The sequence below is a fragment of the Pseudomonas sp. KBN10P06128 genome, assembly GCF_037574945.1.
GTDB classification, from domain to species: domain Bacteria; phylum Pseudomonadota; class Gammaproteobacteria; order Pseudomonadales; family Pseudomonadaceae; genus Pseudomonas; species Pseudomonas aeruginosa.
The window spans coordinates 1060313-1076832 of record NZ_JBBELR010000001.1 but is presented as its reverse complement, the minus strand read 5'-3'; the positions used below and the strand labels follow the sequence as shown (position 1 = coordinate 1076832).

Annotated in this window: 18 protein-coding genes; 6 read left to right on the top strand and 12 right to left on the bottom strand. The window is 68.5% G+C overall.

The genetic code is table 11. The features are described from left to right. Nucleotides 1-5 precede the first annotated feature (5 nt). Genes mrdA through VQ065_RS04990 form a run of 5 tightly spaced genes read right to left on the bottom strand, consistent with a single transcriptional unit; the run spans nt 6 to nt 4722 of the window. A complete protein-coding gene (mrdA, locus tag VQ065_RS05010; RefSeq protein ID WP_003093191.1) occupies nt 6-1946 on the bottom strand; it encodes a penicillin-binding protein 2 in 1941 nt (646 codons plus the stop codon). A gap of 12 nt (nt 1947-1958) precedes the next feature. Further along, complete coding sequence (rlmH, locus tag VQ065_RS05005) at nt 1959-2426, bottom strand: 23S rRNA (pseudouridine(1915)-N(3))-methyltransferase RlmH (RefSeq protein ID WP_003093193.1); 468 nt, start codon at nt 2424-2426, stop codon at nt 1959-1961. 7 nt (nt 2427-2433) lie between these two features. Then, complete coding sequence (rsfS, locus tag VQ065_RS05000) at nt 2434-2790, bottom strand: ribosome silencing factor (protein WP_003100305.1); 357 nt, start codon at nt 2788-2790, stop codon at nt 2434-2436. 22 nt (nt 2791-2812) lie between these two features. After that, entirely contained in the window at nt 2813-3457 is a 645-nt protein-coding gene (nadD, locus tag VQ065_RS04995; RefSeq protein ID WP_003093199.1) for a nicotinate-nucleotide adenylyltransferase, read from the bottom strand. Then, nucleotides 3457-4722, bottom strand: a complete 1266-nt coding sequence (locus VQ065_RS04990) for a glutamate-5-semialdehyde dehydrogenase (RefSeq protein ID WP_003119194.1) — start codon at nt 4720-4722, stop codon at nt 3457-3459. The genes nadD and VQ065_RS04990 overlap by 1 nt, the downstream gene beginning before the upstream one ends. Before the next feature lie 297 nt (nt 4723-5019). On the opposite strand from VQ065_RS04990, the gene VQ065_RS04985 reads away from it, so the two are divergent. Beyond that, on the top strand, nt 5020-6243 hold the full coding sequence (locus VQ065_RS04985) for an alpha/beta fold hydrolase (RefSeq protein WP_003093203.1): 1224 nt from the start codon (nt 5020-5022) through the stop codon (nt 6241-6243). A 7-nt stretch (nt 6244-6250) separates the two neighbouring features. Here the strand turns inward: VQ065_RS04985 and VQ065_RS04980 are convergent, their stop codons facing one another. After that, nucleotides 6251-7108: a class I SAM-dependent methyltransferase gene (locus tag VQ065_RS04980; RefSeq protein WP_003093206.1), complete on the bottom strand. Its 858-nt coding sequence runs from the start codon at nt 7106-7108 to the stop codon at nt 6251-6253. Between the two features lie 63 nt (nt 7109-7171). Between VQ065_RS04980 and VQ065_RS04975 the strand changes: the two genes are divergently transcribed. After that, nucleotides 7172-7891 carry a DNA-3-methyladenine glycosylase gene (locus VQ065_RS04975; protein WP_023097230.1) on the top strand — a complete coding sequence of 240 codons (720 nt, stop codon included), beginning with the start codon at nt 7172-7174 and terminating at the stop codon, nt 7889-7891. Beyond that, nucleotides 7888-9201 (top strand): bifunctional DedA family/phosphatase PAP2 family protein, encoded by a 1314-nt coding sequence (locus VQ065_RS04970; protein WP_003093210.1) that lies wholly within the window; start codon nt 7888-7890, stop codon nt 9199-9201. Before VQ065_RS04975 ends, VQ065_RS04970 begins: the two co-directional genes overlap by 4 nt. A gap of 10 nt (nt 9202-9211) precedes the next feature. Here VQ065_RS04970 and VQ065_RS04965 read toward each other — a convergent pair whose 3' ends face one another. Genes VQ065_RS04965 through VQ065_RS04955 form a run of 3 tightly spaced genes read right to left on the bottom strand, consistent with a single transcriptional unit; the run spans nt 9212 to nt 10897 of the window. Beyond that, a complete protein-coding gene (locus VQ065_RS04965) occupies nt 9212-9805 on the bottom strand; it encodes an LON peptidase substrate-binding domain-containing protein (RefSeq protein WP_003093212.1) in 594 nt (197 codons plus the stop codon). Nucleotides 9806-9824: 19 nt separating this feature from the next. Beyond that, nucleotides 9825-10535: an LrgB family protein gene (locus VQ065_RS04960; RefSeq protein WP_003093214.1), complete on the bottom strand. Its 711-nt coding sequence runs from the start codon at nt 10533-10535 to the stop codon at nt 9825-9827. After that, a complete protein-coding gene (locus tag VQ065_RS04955; protein ID WP_003093216.1) occupies nt 10535-10897 on the bottom strand; it encodes a CidA/LrgA family protein in 363 nt (120 codons plus the stop codon). The genes VQ065_RS04960 and VQ065_RS04955 overlap by 1 nt, the downstream gene beginning before the upstream one ends. Nucleotides 10898-11090: 193 nt before the next feature. Here VQ065_RS04955 and VQ065_RS04950 point away from each other — a divergent pair, with 193 nt between their 5' ends. The 3 genes from VQ065_RS04950 (at nt 11091) to VQ065_RS04940 (ending at nt 14164) form a co-directional block, all read left to right on the top strand. After that, a complete protein-coding gene (locus VQ065_RS04950; protein WP_003093220.1) occupies nt 11091-11546 on the top strand; it encodes a MaoC family dehydratase in 456 nt (151 codons plus the stop codon). 190 nt (nt 11547-11736) lie between these two features. Then, nucleotides 11737-13476, top strand: coding sequence for a C13 family peptidase (locus VQ065_RS04945; RefSeq protein WP_003093221.1), 1740 nt, complete (start codon nt 11737-11739; stop codon nt 13474-13476). Nucleotides 13477-13522: 46 nt separating this feature from the next. Next, complete coding sequence (locus VQ065_RS04940; RefSeq protein WP_003093223.1) at nt 13523-14164, top strand: oxidoreductase; 642 nt, start codon at nt 13523-13525, stop codon at nt 14162-14164. A 19-nt stretch (nt 14165-14183) separates the two neighbouring features. Here VQ065_RS04940 and VQ065_RS04935 read toward each other — a convergent pair whose 3' ends face one another. From VQ065_RS04935 to mpl, 3 genes are read right to left on the bottom strand one after another with little or no spacing between them, the layout of a single operon-like run. Continuing rightward, on the bottom strand, nt 14184-14477 hold the full coding sequence (locus VQ065_RS04935; RefSeq protein WP_023094415.1) for a YceK/YidQ family lipoprotein: 294 nt from the start codon (nt 14475-14477) through the stop codon (nt 14184-14186). After that, nucleotides 14461-15090, bottom strand: a complete 630-nt coding sequence (gene ubiX, locus VQ065_RS04930; protein ID WP_003093227.1) for a flavin prenyltransferase UbiX — start codon at nt 15088-15090, stop codon at nt 14461-14463. Before ubiX ends, VQ065_RS04935 begins: the two co-directional genes overlap by 17 nt. Nucleotides 15091-15098: 8 nt before the next feature. Next, nucleotides 15099-16454 (bottom strand): UDP-N-acetylmuramate:L-alanyl-gamma-D-glutamyl-meso-diaminopimelate ligase, encoded by a 1356-nt coding sequence (gene mpl / locus VQ065_RS04925; RefSeq protein ID WP_003093229.1) that lies wholly within the window; start codon nt 16452-16454, stop codon nt 15099-15101. Nucleotides 16455-16520 lie beyond the last annotated feature (66 nt).

The following is a 16520-nucleotide window of genomic DNA, read 5'->3' as shown; positions in this document are numbered from 1 at the left end:
CGAAGTTACTGTTCAAGGGCGGGCGCCTCCGGCTCGGCTGCCGTGGGTTCGGGCTTGGCCACCGCCGCCGCGAGCGGCGCGACGGGTTCCGCGTATTCGGCCTTGAGCTTGCCATGCTCGTCGAGCAGCCAGGCGTCCATCACCTGCTTGACCACCGGGGCGGCGACGCCGGAGCCGGACTCGCCGTTCTCCACCATCACCGCCACCGCGATCTGCGGGTTGTTGGCCGGCGCGAAGCCGACGAACAGGGCGTGGTCGCGGTGCCGCTCGAGCAGCTTGGAGCGGTCGTAGCGCTCGTTCTGCTTGATCGCCACCACCTGGGCGGTACCGCTCTTGCCGGCGATCAGGTAGGCCGAGGTGGCGCCGACCTTGCGCGCCGTGCCGCGGGCGCCATGCACCACCTGCTGCATGCCGTAGTCGACGCGGTCCCAGTTGGCCGGGTCGCGCAGCACGATGTCGGGCATCGGGTCGGGGTCGACCGGCGGCTGGCCGTCGATTGTTTTGGCCAGGTGCGGGCGGATCCAGTGGCCCTTGTTGGCCAGCAGCGCGGTCATCTGCGCCAGTTGGATCGGCGTCGCCTGCATGTAGCCCTGGCCGATGCCGAGGATCAGGGTCTCGCCCGGGTACCAGACCTGGCGGCGGGTCTTGCGCTTCCATTCGCGCGAGGGCATCAGCCCGTCGGCTTCGCCGAACATGTCCAGGGCGACTTTCTGGCCGAAGCCGAAGCGGCTCATGAAGGCGTGCAGGCGGTCGATCCCCAGCTTGTGCGCGAGGTCGTAGAAATAGGTGTCGTTGGACCGGTAGATCGCCGACTCCAGGCTCACCCAGCCATCGCCGTAGCGGTTCCAGTTACGGTACTTGTGGTCGTAGTTGGGCAACTGGTAGTAGCCGGGGTCGAAGACCCGCGAGGTCGGCGTGACCACCCCGGCGTCGAGGCCGGCCAGCGCCACCGCCGGTTTCACCGTCGAGCCCGGCGGATAGAGCCCGCGCAGGACGCGGTTGTACAGCGGCCGGTCGATGGAGTCGCGCAGCTCGGCATAGGCCTTGAAGCTGATGCCGGTGACGAACAGGTTGGGGTCGTAGCTCGGCTGGCTGACCATCGCCAGCACGTCGCCGGTGGACGGCTGGATCGCCACGATGGCGCCCCGCCGCCCGGCCAGGGCGTTCTCGGCGGCCTCCTGCAGGCGGCTATCGATGCTCAGGACGATGTCCTTGCCGGGAATCGGGTCGGTGCGCTTGAGCACCCGCAGCACCCGCCCGCGGGCGTTGGTCTCGACTTCCTCGTAGCCAACCGTGCCATGCAGCTCGCTCTCATAGAAGCGCTCGATGCCGGTCTTGCCGATATGGTGGGTGCCGCTGTAGTTGATCGGGTCGAGGTTCTTCAGTTCCTGCTCGTTGATCCGCCCGACGTACCCGACCGAATGGGCGAAGTGCTCCTTCAGCGGGTAGTGGCGGACGAACTGGGTCGCCACGTCGACGCCCGGCAGGCGGAACTGGTTCACCGCGATGCGGGCGATCTGTTCCTCGTTGAGTTCGAACATGATGGGAACCGGCTCGAACGGACGCCGCCCCTGCTTCATGCGCTTCTCGAAGATGGCCCGGTCGTCCTCGGTCAGGCCGAGGATCTCCACCAGCGTGTCGAGGGTCTTCTGCAGGTCCTCGGTGCGTTCGCGGGTGATGGTCAGGCTGAAGCTCGGCCGGTTGTCGGCGATGATCACGCCGTTGCGATCGAAGATGATCCCGCGGGTCGGCGGGATCGGCTGCACATGGACCCGGTTGTTCTCCGACAGCGTCGAATGGTACTCGTACTGGGTCACCTGCAGGTGGTACATGCGCGCCACCAGCACCAGGGTCAGCAAGACCACCGCCACCGCCCCGACGATGACGCGCCGACGCACCAGGCGGGCGTCTTTCTCGTGGTCTTTCAGGTGGATCGGCTGCGGCATCGGGACTGGGGACTATTTGTGGTAGGGGTGCCCGGACAATACGGTCCAGGCCCGGTAGATCTGCTCGCCGACCAGGATCCGCACCAACGGGTGCGGCAGCGTCAACGGCGACAGCGACCAGCGCTGCTCGCTGCGCGCGCAGACCTCCGGCGCCAGCCCTTCCGGGCCGCCGACCATGAGATTCACGGTGCGTGCGTCGAGACGCCAGCGATCCAGTTCGCGAGCCAGTTGCTCGGTGCTCCAGGGCCGACCTTCGACCTCCAGGGTCACCACCCGTTCCCCCGGCTGCACGCGCGCCAGCATGGCCTCGCCTTCCTGACGGATCAGGCGCGCCACGTCGGCGTTCTTGCCGCGGGTGTTGAGCGGGATCTCCACCAGTTCGAGGGACAGCTCGGCCGGCAGGCGCTTGACGTATTCCTGCCAGCCTTCCTCGACCCAGCGAGGCATGCGCGAGCCAACCGCGATCAGGCGCAACCGCATGCCGGCGTCACTCTTCCGGCTGGTGCTGGGCGCGGCTCTGCTCGGCGCCCTGCCACAGGCGCTCCAGGTCGTAGAACTGGCGGGTCGCCGGGAGCATCACATGGACCACCACGTCGCCCAGGTCGAGCAGCGCCCATTCGCCGGACTCCAGGCCTTCGCTGCCCAGGGGCTTGACGCCGTTTTCCTTGGCCTTGGTCAGGACGTTGTCGGCCAGCGACTTGACCTGGCGGCTGGAACTGCCGCAGGCGATCACCATGTAATCGGTGACGCTGGTCTTGTCCCGCACATCGAGGGTCACGATGTCCTGGGCCTTGAGATCTTCCAGGGCATCGATGGCCACTTGGACGAGTTGTTCGGTTTGCATTGAGTCGGTCTCTGTTTCTTTATCAGTGTGGCGCACGATACAGGTGGTGCGCCTCGATGTAGTTCAATACCGCGTCCGGCACCAGGAAACGCACGGAGCGCCCGGCACCCAGCAGCGCACGGATCTGGGTGGCGGACACCGCCAGCGGCGTCTGCCAGACGAAGGTGATCTGCCCGCCCGGCCCTTTCAGGGCCTGCGGGTCGGCCACGCTCCGCGCCGCCAGCAGGTCGCGCAGCGACTCCGGCGGCTCGCTGTCGGCATCCGGACGCTGCAACACGACGATGTGGCAGTGATCCAGCAACGCCTCCCAGCGGTGCCACGTCGGCAAGCCGCAGAAGGCATCCCAGCCGATCAGCATGAACAACTGGTCGTCGGCCGCCAGCTCCGCCCGCACCGACTCCAGGGTGTCGATGGTGTAGGACGGCTTGTCGCGCTGCAGTTCGCGGGGATCGACCGTCAATCGCTCGACTCCCGCCACCGCCCGCTCGACCATCGCCAACCGCTGCGCGGCCGACACCTGCGGGGTTTCCCGGTGCGGCGGCCGCGCATTGGGCAGCAGGCGCAGTTCGTCGAGGGCGAACTGCTCGGCCATTTCCACGGCGCTGCGCATATGTCCGATATGCACGGGGTCGAAAGTGCCGCCGAACAGGCCGATACGTTTGCCCATCAGGTGCGCACGTGACCGTCGCCGAAGACGACGTACTTCTCGCTGGTCAGGCCTTCCAGGCCGACCGGGCCGCGGGCGTGCAGCTTGTCGGTGGAAATCCCGATCTCGGCACCGAGGCCGTACTCGAAGCCGTCGGCGAAGCGGGTCGAGGCGTTGACCATCACCGAAGCGGAATCCACTTCGGCGAGGAAACGCCGCGCATCGCTGAAGTTCTCGGTAATGATCGCGTCGGTGTGCTGCGAGCCGTAGGTGTTGATGTGCTCGATCGCCGCGTCCAGCCCGTCGACGATGCGGATCGACAGGATCGGCGCGTTGTACTCGGTACGCCAGTCCTCCTCGGTAGCCTCCAGCACGTCTGCGCCGAGCAGCGCGCGGGTCGCGGCGTCGCCGCGCAGTTCCACGCCCTTCTCGCGGTAGATCGTGGCCAGCGGCGGCAGCACCTGCTCGGCGATGCCGGCATGCACCAGCAGCGTCTCCATGGTGTTGCACGGTGCATAGCGCTGGGTCTTGGCGTTGTCGGCGACGCGAATCGCCTTGTCCAGGTCGGCGGCGACATCGATGTAGACGTGGCAGATGCCGTCCAGGTGCTTGATCACCGGCACCTTGGCCTCGCGGCTGATGCGCTCGATCAGGCCCTTGCCGCCGCGCGGGACGATCACGTCGACGTATTCGGGCATGCTGATCAGCGCGCCGACCGCGGCGCGGTCGGTGGTTTCCACCACCTGCACGGCGGCGGCCGGCAGGCCGGCCTCGGCCAGGCCCTGCTGGATGCAGCGGGCGATCGCCTGGTTGGAGTGGATCGCCTCGGAGCCGCCGCGCAGGATGGTCGCGTTGCCGGACTTCAGGCACAGGCTGGCGGCGTCGATGGTCACGTTCGGCCGCGACTCGTAGATGATCCCGACCACGCCCAACGGCACGCGCATCTTGCCGATCTGGATGCCCGAGGGCACATAGCGCATGTCGCGGATCTCGCCGATCGGGTCGGGCAGCGTGGCGACCTGGCGCAGGCCCTCGATCATGTCGTCGATGCGCGCCGGGGTCAGCGCCAGGCGGTCCAGCATCGCCGGCTCCAGGCCATTGGCGCGGCCGGCGGCGAGGTCCTGCTCGTTGGCGTGGGACAACTCCGCGCGGGCGGCGTCCAGCGCATCGGCCGCGGCCAGCAGGGCGCGGTTCTTCTGCGCGGTGGCGGCGCGCGCGAGCAACCGCGAGGCGGCGCGGGCATCGCGGCCCAGGCGGCTCATATAGTCGAGGACGGACTCGGTCATGGTCTCGGCATCTGGCGTCAGGGAAATGCGCGATTATAGCGAGCCAGCCCCGGCGCGCCCAGCCGCAACAGCCGGTCGGTAGACAGTGCGTTCCGCGGCCCCCGGCGGTAACGCGGCGGCCCCGCTGCGCCTGGGCCTGTGCGCGAGACGGTGACACCCGGGCGCAGGCGCCGGCCGAAGGATAGGTAAACAAAATTGCTACCTCTGTTTACCTTCGAAGCGAGCCTGGCCGCTGCCACCCACCGGCACCCGCTCGGCAGAACAACAATAACGACGCACACACTGCGGGGCCTCACCATGCGCTACCGTACCGACTACAGCGCGCAGTCGCTGAGCAGCGAACCGGATATCCTCTTTCTAGACGGCTGGCAACTGCGCTACCAGGCCTTCGCCGCCCGCGCCGACGACCCGTGCCCGCCGGTGCTCCTGCTGGGCGGCGCCTTCCAGAGCTTCCGCTCGTTCGCCGGCGAGGTCAGCGAACTGCTCGCCGAGCACCCGGTGATCCTGCTCGACCTGCCGAGCCAGGGCGGCAACCTGCAACTGGCGGCGGAACTGAGCCTGGAAGACCTCGCCGACCTGATCGCGGCCTTCGCCGAACGGCTCGGCCTGCCGCCGTTGATGCCCATCGGCCTGTCCTACGGCTCGGCCCTGGCCGCGCTGTTCGCCGCCCGCCATCCGCGCCGCTGCGCGCGCCTGCTACTGGCCGGCATCACCGCATTCGGCCGCCCCGGTGCGCGGCTGCTGCTGGGAGAAGCCCTGGCCCGGCTCGACGTGGGCGACCAGAGCGCCTTCGCCCACGGCGTACTGACCGGCCTGATCAACCCGCTACAGCTGGAACGTACCGGCGTCTCCCCGGTGTTTCGCAAGGCCATGCTGCGCCAGTTGCAACGCCTGACCGCGGCGGAGATCGAACGCTACCGGCAGAATAGCCGGCGCCTGCTGGCCTTCGGCGGCTTCGAGCGGCACCCGACCTGCCCGACCCTGGTGCTCGCCGGCGAGTACGACCATTTCACCCAGCCCTGGGAACATGCGGTGTTCGCCCATGCCTGCGGGAACGCCGAGTTCGCCCTGATCCACGACGCCGACCATCTTGCCCAGTTCGAACGACGCGAGGCCTGCGCCCGGCTCTACGGCCCGTTCCTGCGCGGCGAGGCGCTGCCGGAGCGCGCCGAGGGCAGCACGCGGATCCCGCGCACGCGCCTGCTCGGCCTGGAGCGACGCTTCGAGGTCCGCCATCGGCCAGCCCAGGCGCACGCTCGGCTGGAACATCCGCAGCTCGGCGTCTATGCGGCGGAACTGGTGGAACTCGGCTATTTCGGCGGGCGGCTGCACGCCGAGCTGCCCGAATCCCGCCCGCAACGCGGCTGGCGGTTGTGCTACGACGGCCTGGCGGACTTGGACATCCTGCCCCTGCGTTCGACCGCCGGCGGCTTCGCCTTCATCTTCCCGCACTCCGATCCGGCGGCCAGCGCCGGACTGGCCGACCTCCTCGCCGCCTGGCAGCGAGCGGAGGTCGCCTGAGAGGCGGCTATGCCGTGCGGCTTTCGATCACCCGCACCAGGCTCGGCAGGCGTCCCTGCGGCAAGCCCAGGGCGGCGCCTTCGCGCTGCGGGTCGAGCACCAGGGTGGAGGCAAAGCCGCAGCGGGCGAAGGCCGCCTCGATTTCCGCGGCATTGCGGTAGTGCAACGGATAGCTTCCCCGCGTCAGCCGCCCGATGATCCCCACTCCCCAGCGGATCTGCCGGTAGCGCGGGTGCTCGCGGAGATCGGGATAGAGGTCGGTCAGGTAGGTGCCCTGGGGGAAGCGTTTAAGTTCGGTCGCCAGGCGACTCCAGAAGGCCTCGATCACCGGGCGCTGGAAATAGTTCACCAGCCCTTCGGTGATCACCACCAGCGGGCGCTCGCGGTCGAGCCCGGCGAACAGCGCGGCGAGGCTGCGCTCGCCGTCCTCGGCGAGGATATCCACAGCCGCCACCGCGTGCTCCGGGCCCAGCCAACCCTGCTCGCGAAGCAGCGCCGCCTTGCGCGCGGCCATCGGCGGCAGGTCGGCCTCCAGGTAGCGCAACTGTGGATAGCGTTGCCGGAAGCGTCGCCCGCGCGGCGAGAGTCCGCAGGCCATTTCCACCACCTGGACCACTCCCTCGCGTTCGACGGCCTGGGTCAGGCGCGCGTCGATCATGAGGTGTCTTTGTAACAGGAAATCCTCGATGTTCAGCCCGAAACCGAGCTGCGCGCCCCAGTTGATCGGCGCGACGAAGCCGTGTACCCAGCGGCCGAAGACGGTGGCGAAGGCCGGTTCGGCGAGTCGATGGCGGAACCAGACGTAGCCGGTGTAATGGGCGCTGGGCGTGATGTGGGCACTGTCGACACGCTCTCGTTCAACCATGATTCAGGCTCTTGTTGTTATCATTCGCCAGCCTATGACTGCCATGGTCCCAGCGACAATCCCATGTCCCGCGATCCCATCCTTAGTTTGCCCTGGCCCGACGCCCGGCCACTCCCCGACACCTTCTTCGACCGCGATGCGTTGCTGGTCGCCCGCGAGCTGCTGGGCAAGGTGATCCGCCATCGCCAGGGCAATCTCTGGCTGGCGGCGCGAATCATCGAGACCGAGGCCTACTACCTGGAGGAGAAAGGCAGCCACGCCTCGCTCGGCTACACCGAGAAGCGCAAGGCACTGTTCCTCGACGGCGGGCACATCTATATGTATTACGCGCGCGGCGGCGACTCGCTGAACTTCAGCGCCGGCGGGCCGGGCAATGCGGTGCTGATCAAGTCCGGCCATCCCTGGCTGGATCGCATCAGCGACCACCCGGCGCTGGAGCGGATGCAGAGCCTGAACCCGGACAGCCAGGGCCGGCCCCGCGAGATCGGCCGCCTGTGCGCCGGCCAGACCCTGCTGTGCAAGGCCATGGGGCTGAAGGTGCCGGAGTGGGACGCACAGCGCTTCGATCCGCAGCGACTGTTCGTCGACGATGTCGGCGAGCGCCCCAGCCAGGTAATCCAGGCCGCTCGGCTGGGCATTCCGAAGGGGCGCGACGAACACCTGCCGTACCGTTTCGTCGATGCCGCCTTCGCCGCCTTCTGCACCCGCAACCCACTGCGCCGCGGCCAGGTCGCCGGGCGCGACTATCATCTACTCGGACACCAGGACCCGCACCTGCAATGAGTCTCGACAGCTTCAACGCCTGGATGGCCGCCAACCCCGAGTGGCTGGGGATGGCCATCTTCCTCATCGCCTTCCTCGAATGCGCGGCCATCGTCGGCATCGTCCTGCCCGGCGTGGTGCTGCTGTTCGGCGTCGCGGTGATCGCTGGCAGCGGCGCCCTCAGCCTCGGCGAAACCCTGCTGCTGGCCTACGCCGGCGGGGTGCTGGGCGACCTCAGCTCGTACTGGATCGGCCGCCGCTTCCACCAGAACATCCGCCGCCTGCCCGGCCTGCGCAGCCATCCGCAGTGGATCACCGCCGCCGAGGTGTACTTCGAGCGCTACGGTATCGCCAGCCTGCTAGTCGGCCGCTTCATCGGCGCCCTGCGGCCGATGCTGCCGATGGTCGCCGGCATGCTCGACATGCCGTTCGGCCGTTTTCTCGGCGTTTCGCTGATCGCCGCCGCCGGCTGGGCGGTCGCCTACCTGTTGCCCGGCTGGGCCACCGGCGCAGCCCTGCGCCTGCCGTTGCCGGAAGGCTTCTGGAGCGAAGCCGGGATCGTCGCGGCCTGCCTGGCGGTGCTGGTCGGTGTGGTAGTCCAGGCCAGCCTGCGACGCAAACGCTGGGCAACCGCTGTGGCGGCCGCGCTGAGCCTGGTCCTGCTGCTGGCGATGACCGTCGCCTGGCCGTACCTCCAGGACCTCGACCAGGGCCTGATGACGCTGGTCCAGGAGCATCGCAACGCCGACCTGAACCCGGTGATGGTGGTGGTCACCCGGCTCGGCGATTTCCGCACCCAGTTCATCGCCGGCGCGCTGCTCGGCGGTATCCTCCTGCTGACCCGGCAATGGCGTCCGGCCATCTTCGCCATCGGCACCCTGGTGGGTACCGCGCTGGCCAACCAGACCCTGAAGACCCTGTTCGCCCGCGCCCGCCCGGAAGTGCTGGCCGAACCGCTGAGCAGCTTCAGCTTCCCCAGCGGACACAGCTCGGCGTCCTTCGCCTTCTTCCTCACCCTGGGCGTCCTCGCCAGCCGCCAGCAACCGCCGCGCTGGCGCCTGACCTGGGTACTGCTGGCGGTGATCCCGTCGCTGAGCATCGCCCTGTCGCGGGTCTACCTTGGCGTGCACTGGCCGTCGGACATCGTCGCCGGCGCCCTGCTCGCCACTACGGTCTGCGCCGCCAGCCTGTGGCTGAGCCAGCGCCGCGAGTCGCTGCCGGCGCTGCCGCAACGGGTCTGGTGGCTGCTGTTGCCGGTCTGCGTGGCGACCCTGGCGATCGCCGCCGGCTGGGCCCTGCCGGAAGCCATTGCGCGCTACCGGCCGCTGTGAGGGTTGGCGTTCAGTCGATACCCAACTCGCCCTGCAGGTGCTCCAGCAGCACCTGGATCCGCGCCAGTTGCATCTGCGCGTCGGGCAGGGCGAGCAGTTCGAGCTTGCGTTCGGTATCGAACGGCAGCAGGTAGGCCAACTGGTTGGCCAGGTCCTGCTGGCCGCCGGGCTCGCCGCCCATCTCCAGCGCGGCCACCATCGGATGCTCGGCCAGCACGCTGAGCAACGCGGCGAGATCGTTGTGTTCGTAGGTCAGGGGTTGCTCCGGCAGGTCTTCGAACCACTCGATCTCGCCAACGCTGAGCTGGTCGGCCTGGACCTCCACCGACAGCACCTGGAAACGCCGACCGCCCTCCACGCGGATGCCCAGCAGGCCGTTCGGGCGCTGCTGCCAGTCGCGGACCGAGGCCTCGCAGCCGACCATCGCCAGGCGGCTCGGCGCTTCGCCGACCTCCCGCCCTTCGCCGATGGTCACCACGCCGAAACCGGTGCCCTGCTTCATGCAGCGGCTGATCATGTCCAGGTAGCGCGCCTCGAAGATCTGCAGGTCCAGGCGGCAACCGGGGAACAGCACGGCGTTGAGGGGAAACAACGGCAACTTCATCGCGACTCCTCGGGCATCGTCAGGCAACCAGCGCTACCGCCAACGGTAGCAGCACTGCGGTGGCAACGCCCATCAGGCTCATCGCCAGGGCGGCGAAGGCACCACACTCCTCGCCTTCCTGCAAGGCCCGCGAAGTGCCCACCGCGTGGGCCGTCATGCCCAGCGCCATGCCCTGCGCGGCGGGGTGCCGGACACCGATGGCGCGCAGCAGCTCCGGCCCGAGGATCGCCCCGAGTACCCCGGTGATCAGTACGAACACGGCGGCCAGCGCCGCCACGCCGCCGATCTGGCTGGCCACCAGCATGGCGATCGGCGAGGTCACCGACTTCGGCGCCATGCTCATCAGCATCCGCGGCTCGGCACCGAACAACCAGCCGAATGCGATGCCCAGCACCGTCGCCAGCGTACCGGCGACCACCAGGGTCAGCAGGGTCGGCCAGAACAATTGGCGGATACGCCGCAGGTTGAGGAACAGCGGCACCGCCAGGGCCACCGTGGCGGGGCCGAGGAGAATGGTCAGGACCTTGGCGCTGGCACTGTATTCGTCGTAGTCGATGCCGCAAAGCAGCAGTACGCCGATCACCACCAGCATCGACACCAGCACCGGCTGCAGGAACACCCAGCGGGTCCGTTCATAGGCGGCCAGGGCCAACTGGTAGGCGCCCAGGGTCACGCCGACGCCGAACAGCGGATGGTGGATCACCGCCTCGAGGGCGGCCTGCCAGGCCATCAGGACTCCTCCCGGCGACGTTGCTGGCGATCGATGAGCTTCTGCATCATCCAGCCGGCGAACAGGAACGACAGCAGCAGCGACAGTACCAGCGCGCCGACGATGGCCCAGAAGTCGGCGGCGATCTCCCGCGCATAGGCCATCACCCCGACCGCCGCCGGCACCAGCAGCAGCGGCAGGTAGCGCAGCAACGAGCCGGCCGCCTCGTTGACCGGCTTGCCGACCTCGCCACGCGCCAGGAAATAACCGAACAGCAGCACCAGGCCGATGATCGGACCGGGCAGCATGGGCAACAACAGAACGTTCAGACCTGTGCCGAGCAACTGGAACAGCACCAGCCAGGTCAGACCACGAAGCAACATGGGCACCTCCAGCAAGGGCCGACCATTATGCCCAGCCCGCCGGGACATTGGCACGCTCCTCGCCTATCCATCAGTCGCAGTCGCGGCACCGCATGACGCGATATTCGCCAGGCCGATGGTTTCTTGACCCGGTCGCCAACGCGTGCTGATCTTCCTGCACCATGAGAACAACAGCCATCCTCCCGGAGGACTTATGCCATTCGTACCCGTAGCAGCGCTCAAGGACTATGTCGGCAAGGATCTCGGCCATTCCGAATGGCTCACCATCGACCAGGAGCGGGTCGACCAGTTCGCCGAATGCACCGGCGACCACCAGTTCATCCACGTCGATCCGGAGAAGGCGGCGAAGACGCCCTTCGGCGGCACCATCGCCCACGGTTTCCTGTCCCTGTCGCTGATCCCGAAGCTGATGGAAGGCCTGCTGGTGCTTCCCGAAGGACTGAAGATGGCGGTCAACTACGGCCTCGATACGGTGCGCTTCATCCAGCCGGTGCGGGTCGGCTCGCGGGTCCGCCTGGGCCTGACCCTGCTCGACGTCAACGAGAAGAATCCCGGCCAGTGGCTGATCAAGGCGCGCGCCACCCTGGAGATCGAAGGCCAGGAGAAACCCGCCTACATCGCCGAGACCCTCAGCCTCTGCTTCGTCTGAGCCCGCCCCAGCGAGCGCTGCCGTTCGCTTGACGGCCAGGCGCCTTCGCGCCCCTCTCCCCCCTTCCAAAAGCCCCCGCTCGCGGGGGCGCTCTGGGCCGGCAGGGAAATACCCTACTGCCAGGCAACGATTTTTCCGCCACACTGTCTCCCCTTCACCCTCGGACCGAACCACTCATCGGGAACGCCGCATGCTTCGCCCCGCCAGGTCTCTCTCGCTCTGCTCCGCCCTGGTCATCCTGCTCGCCGCCTGCGGCGAGGGCGAACCGCTGCTCCCGGCCGATGCGCGCCTGCCGGACGGCGCGCGCTATCGCGGCGAGCTGGTGGACGGGCGCCTGGAAGGCCAGGGCCGGCTGGACTACGACAACGGCGCCTGGTACGCCGGCCGCTTCGAGCATGGCCTGCTGCACGGCCATGGCACCTGGCAAGGCGCCGACGGCAGCCGCTACAGCGGTGGCTTCGCGGCCGGCCTGTTCGACGGTCAGGGACGCCTGGCGATGGCCGATGGCAGTGTCTACCAGGGCGGCTTCCGCCAGGGCCTGTTCGATGGCGAAGGCAGCCTGGAACAACAGGGCACTCGCTACCGCGGCGGTTTCCGCAAGGGCCTGTACAGCGGCCAGGGCACGCTGGACGGCAGCGATGGCAGCCGCTACCAGGGCAGCTTCCGCCAGGGTCGCCTGGAAGGTGAAGGCAGCTTCAGCGACAGCCAGGGCCACCAGTACGCCGGTACCTTCCGCGACGGGCAACTGAACGGCAAGGGGCGCTGGAGCGGGCCCGATGGCGACCGCTACGTCGGCCAGTTCAAGGACAACCAGTTCCATGGCCAGGGACGCTACGAAAGCGCCAGCGGCGATGTCTGGATCGGCCGCTTCAGCGAAGGCGCGCTGAACGGCCCCGGCGAGCTTCTCGGCGCCGACGGCAGCCGCTACCGCGGCGGTTTCCAGTTCTGGCGCTTCCATGGCCAGGGCCTGCTCGAACAACTGGACGGCACCCGCTACGAAGGCGGCTTCGCCGCTGGCGCCTATGCCGGCCAAGGCACCCTGGACCGCGCCGGCGGCAGCCGTGAGCAGGGACTCTGGGCCGACGGCAAGCGCATCCGCGACGCCGCCGGCAAGGCCCTGCCCGACACCCTGGAAATCGGCCTGTTGGCCCAGGGTCGCCTGCTCGACGAAGAACTGCGCAAGATCCCGGCCTCGACGCCGGCCAGCGAACTCTATGCCCTGAGCCTGGGCGGCGATGGCCGCCAGGGCGTGTTCCTGCGCGAGGCCGATTACGCCGGCGACCTGCTCGGCCAGCGTTTCGCCGCTCGTGGCGTGATTCGCCTGGTCAACCACCGCGACCACTTCGGCGACCGCCCGCTGGCTACCCGGGAAAGCCTGTCCCGCGCCGTGCGCACCCTGGCCGAACGCAGCGGGCCGGAAGACCTGGTCTTCATCTACCTGACCAGCCACGGCTCCAGCGACCACCAGTTGGCCCTGGACATGCCCGGCCTGAACCTCGGCGACCTGCCGGCCGCGGAACTGGCCGAACTGCTCGCGCCGCTGCGCCAGCGCGACAAGGTGCTGGTGGTATCGGCCTGCTACAGCGGGGGCTTCATCCCGCCGCTGAAAGACGAACGTACCCTGATCCTGACCGCCGCGCGTGCCGACCGGGTCTCGTTCGGCTGTTCCGACGACGCCGACTTCACCTATTTCGGCCGCGCCTTGCTGGCCAATGCGCTGAACCGCACCGACGATCTGTCCAAAGCGTTCGAACTGGCGAAAGAGGAAGTGCGTCAAAGGGAGAAGGAGGAAGGTTTCGAAGCTTCGGAACCGCAAGCCTGGTTACCGGAACGCGTGCTCGCGCACTGGCGGACGCTGCGGGGGCAGCAAGCCGAGCGCGCGCTCGCGTCCCGGGAAGGAAAAACCGGCGAGGGCGCGGCGGGCAAATAGATACGCCGCGCACTACGCTCATTGGTGTGGAAGGGGAGAAACACACATGCACTCGACGCCCAAGCGCGTTCTGCTCGCCGGCGCGACCGGTCTTACCGGCGAGCACCTGTTGGATCGGATATTGAGCGAGCCGACCCTGGCCAAGGTCATCGCCCCTGCCCGCAAGGCGCTGGCCGAGCATCCGCGGCTGGACAACCCGGTCGGCCCGCTGGCCGAGCTGCTGCCGCAACTCAACGGCAGCATCGATACCGCCTTCTGCTGCCTCGGCACCACGATCAAGGAAGCCGGCTCGGAGGAGGCCTTCCGCGCGGTCGATTTCGACCTGCCGCTGGCGGTGGGCAAGCGCGCGCTGGAGATGGGCGCCCGGCATTACCTGGTGGTCAGCGCCCTGGGCGCCGACGCCAAGTCGTCGATCTTCTACAACCGGGTCAAGGGCGAACTGGAGCAGGCCCTGCAGGAACAGGGCTGGCCACAGCTGACCATCGCCCGGCCATCGCTGCTGTTCGGCCCGCGCGAGGAATTCCGCCTGGCCGAGATCCTCGCCGCGCCGATCGCCCGCATCCTTCCCGGCAAGTACCACGGCATCGAGGCCTGCGACCTGGCCCGCGCGCTCTGGCGCCTGGCGCTGGAGGAAGGCAAGGGCGTGCGCATCGTCGAGTCCGACGAATTGCGCAAGCTGGGGAAATGAGCCGCGGGCGGGTCCCGCCCTACATGCCGCCGCTGACGCCGAGGTTGAGGCCGATGGCGGTGGCCAGCGAGAACGGCAGCAACAGGGTGTCCAGCAGCGCGCTGCCCGGCAGGTCGAGCCCCGGATGGGCCGGCGCCTCCGCGCCGAAGCGTTCCATCGGGCAGCAGCCGCCGTGCAGGCTGTACCAGTCCAGCCGGGTGCCGGCGTAGACCACCGGCGCCCCTGGCTTGGCCGCATCCAGGGTGCGCACGGTGGCGCAACCGCCCAACTGCACCGCCAGGACCAGTAGCAGCACCCTACTCGTCGCTGACAAGGTGCTGTTCCCCCCAGCGCGGCAGCATGTCCTGGGGAATCCCCAGGGTGTTGAGGATTCGCGCGACGACGAAGTCCACCAGGTCCTCCACCGATTGCGGCTGGTGGTAGAAGCCCGGCGCCGCCGGCAGGATCACCGCGCCGAGGTTGGACAGCTTGAGCATGTTTTCCAGGTGGATACTGGAGAACGGCGCCTCGCGCGGCACCAGCACCAGCGGCCGGCGCTCCTTCAGGGCGACATCGGCGGCGCGCTCGATGAGGTTGTTGCAGGCCCCCGTGGCGACCGCCGACAGGGTGCCGGTGGAACAAGGGCAGATCACCATGGCATTGGGCGCGCTGGAGCCGGAGGCCGGCGGCGCCATCCAGTCGTTCTGGCCGAACACGCGGATCTGTCCGGCGGCGGCACCGCAATATTCGGTGAGGAAGGCCTGCATCGCCTGCGGCTTGGCCGGCAGGGCCACGTCGGTCTCGGTGGCCATCACCAGTTGCGCGGCCTTGGAGATCAGGAAGTGCACCTCGCGCTCTTCCTGCACCAGGCAATCGAGCAAGCGCAGGCCGTACTGGGCGCCGGAGGCGCCGGTCATCGCCAGGGTAATGCGTTCCGGACCGCTCATCGCGCCCCTCACTCGGCCAGCGCCGCGGCCAGCTTGCCGTGCAAGCCGCCGAAGCCGCCGTTGCTCATGATCACCACTTGCGCGCCGGGCCTGGCCTGCTGGCGCACCTGCTCGATGATCGCCTCCAGGGTATCGCAGACCTGCGACGGTATCGCGCATTGCGCGGCGGTGGCGGCCAGGTCCCAGCCCAGGTTCGGCGGCGCGTACCAGAGCACCTGGTCGGCCTGGCGCACGCTGTCCGGCAGGCCGTCGCGATGAGCGCCGAGCTTCATCGAGTTGGAACGCGGCTCGACGATGGCGATCACCTGGGTATCGGCGCCAACCTGCTTGCGCAGGCCGTCGAGGGTGGTGGCGATGGCGGTCGGATGGTGGGCGAAGTCGTCGTAGAGGGTCACGCCCCGGACCTCCGCGACCTTCTCCATGCGCCGCTTGACGTTGCGGAACTCGCTGAGCGCCGCCGCGCCCTGGCTGGGCATCACGCCGACATGGCGCGCCGCCGCCAGGCTGGCGAGGGCGTTGGCGACGTTGTGCAGGCCGGTCAGCGGCCAGTCCACCTCGCCCTGGACGATGCCGTCGAACAGGACCTCGAAGCGCGAGCCGTCCTCGGCGAGCAGGCGCGCCTGCCACTGGCCGCCTTCGCCGGTGGTCTGCACCGGGGTCCAGCAGCCCATCCCGAGTACGCGCTCCAGGGCTTTCTCGGCGCTCGGGCGAATGATCAGGCCCTCGCCCGGCACGGTGCGCACCAGATGGTGGAACTGCCGCTCGATGGCCGCGAGGTCGGGGAAGATATCCGCGTGGTCGAATTCCAGGTTGTTCAGGATCGCCGTGCGCGGGCGGTAATGAACGAACTTCGAGCGCTTGTCGAAGAAGGCGCTGTCGTACTCGTCGGCCTCGACGACGAAGAACGGCGTACCGCCCAGGCGCGCCGAAACCCCGAAGTTCTGCGGCACCCCGCCGATCAGGAAGCCCGGGCTCATGCCGGCGTGCTCCAGAACCCAGGCGAGCATGCTGGTGGTGGTGGTCTTGCCGTGGGTACCGGCCACCGCCAGCACCCAGCGTCCTTGCAGCACGTGGTCGGCCAGCCACTGCGGGCCGGAAACGTAGGGCAGGCCCTTGTTCAGGACATGCTCCACCGCCGGATTGCCGCGCGACAGGGCGTTGCCGATCACTACCAGGTCCGGCGCCGGCTCCAGGTGGGCCGGATCGTAGCCCTGCATCAGCTCGATGCCCTGGGCTTGCAGTTGGGTGCTCATGGGGGGGTAGACGTTGGCGTCGGAACCGGTCACCCGGTGGCCCAGTTCCTTGGCCAGCACGGCCAGCGAGCCCATGAAGGTCCCGCAGATGCCGAGTACGTGGATGTGCATGCAGACTCCTGCAGATCAAGCCGTCGAAGGCGCTGTGAATGGGCGGCAGATTAGCACAGCGGAGGC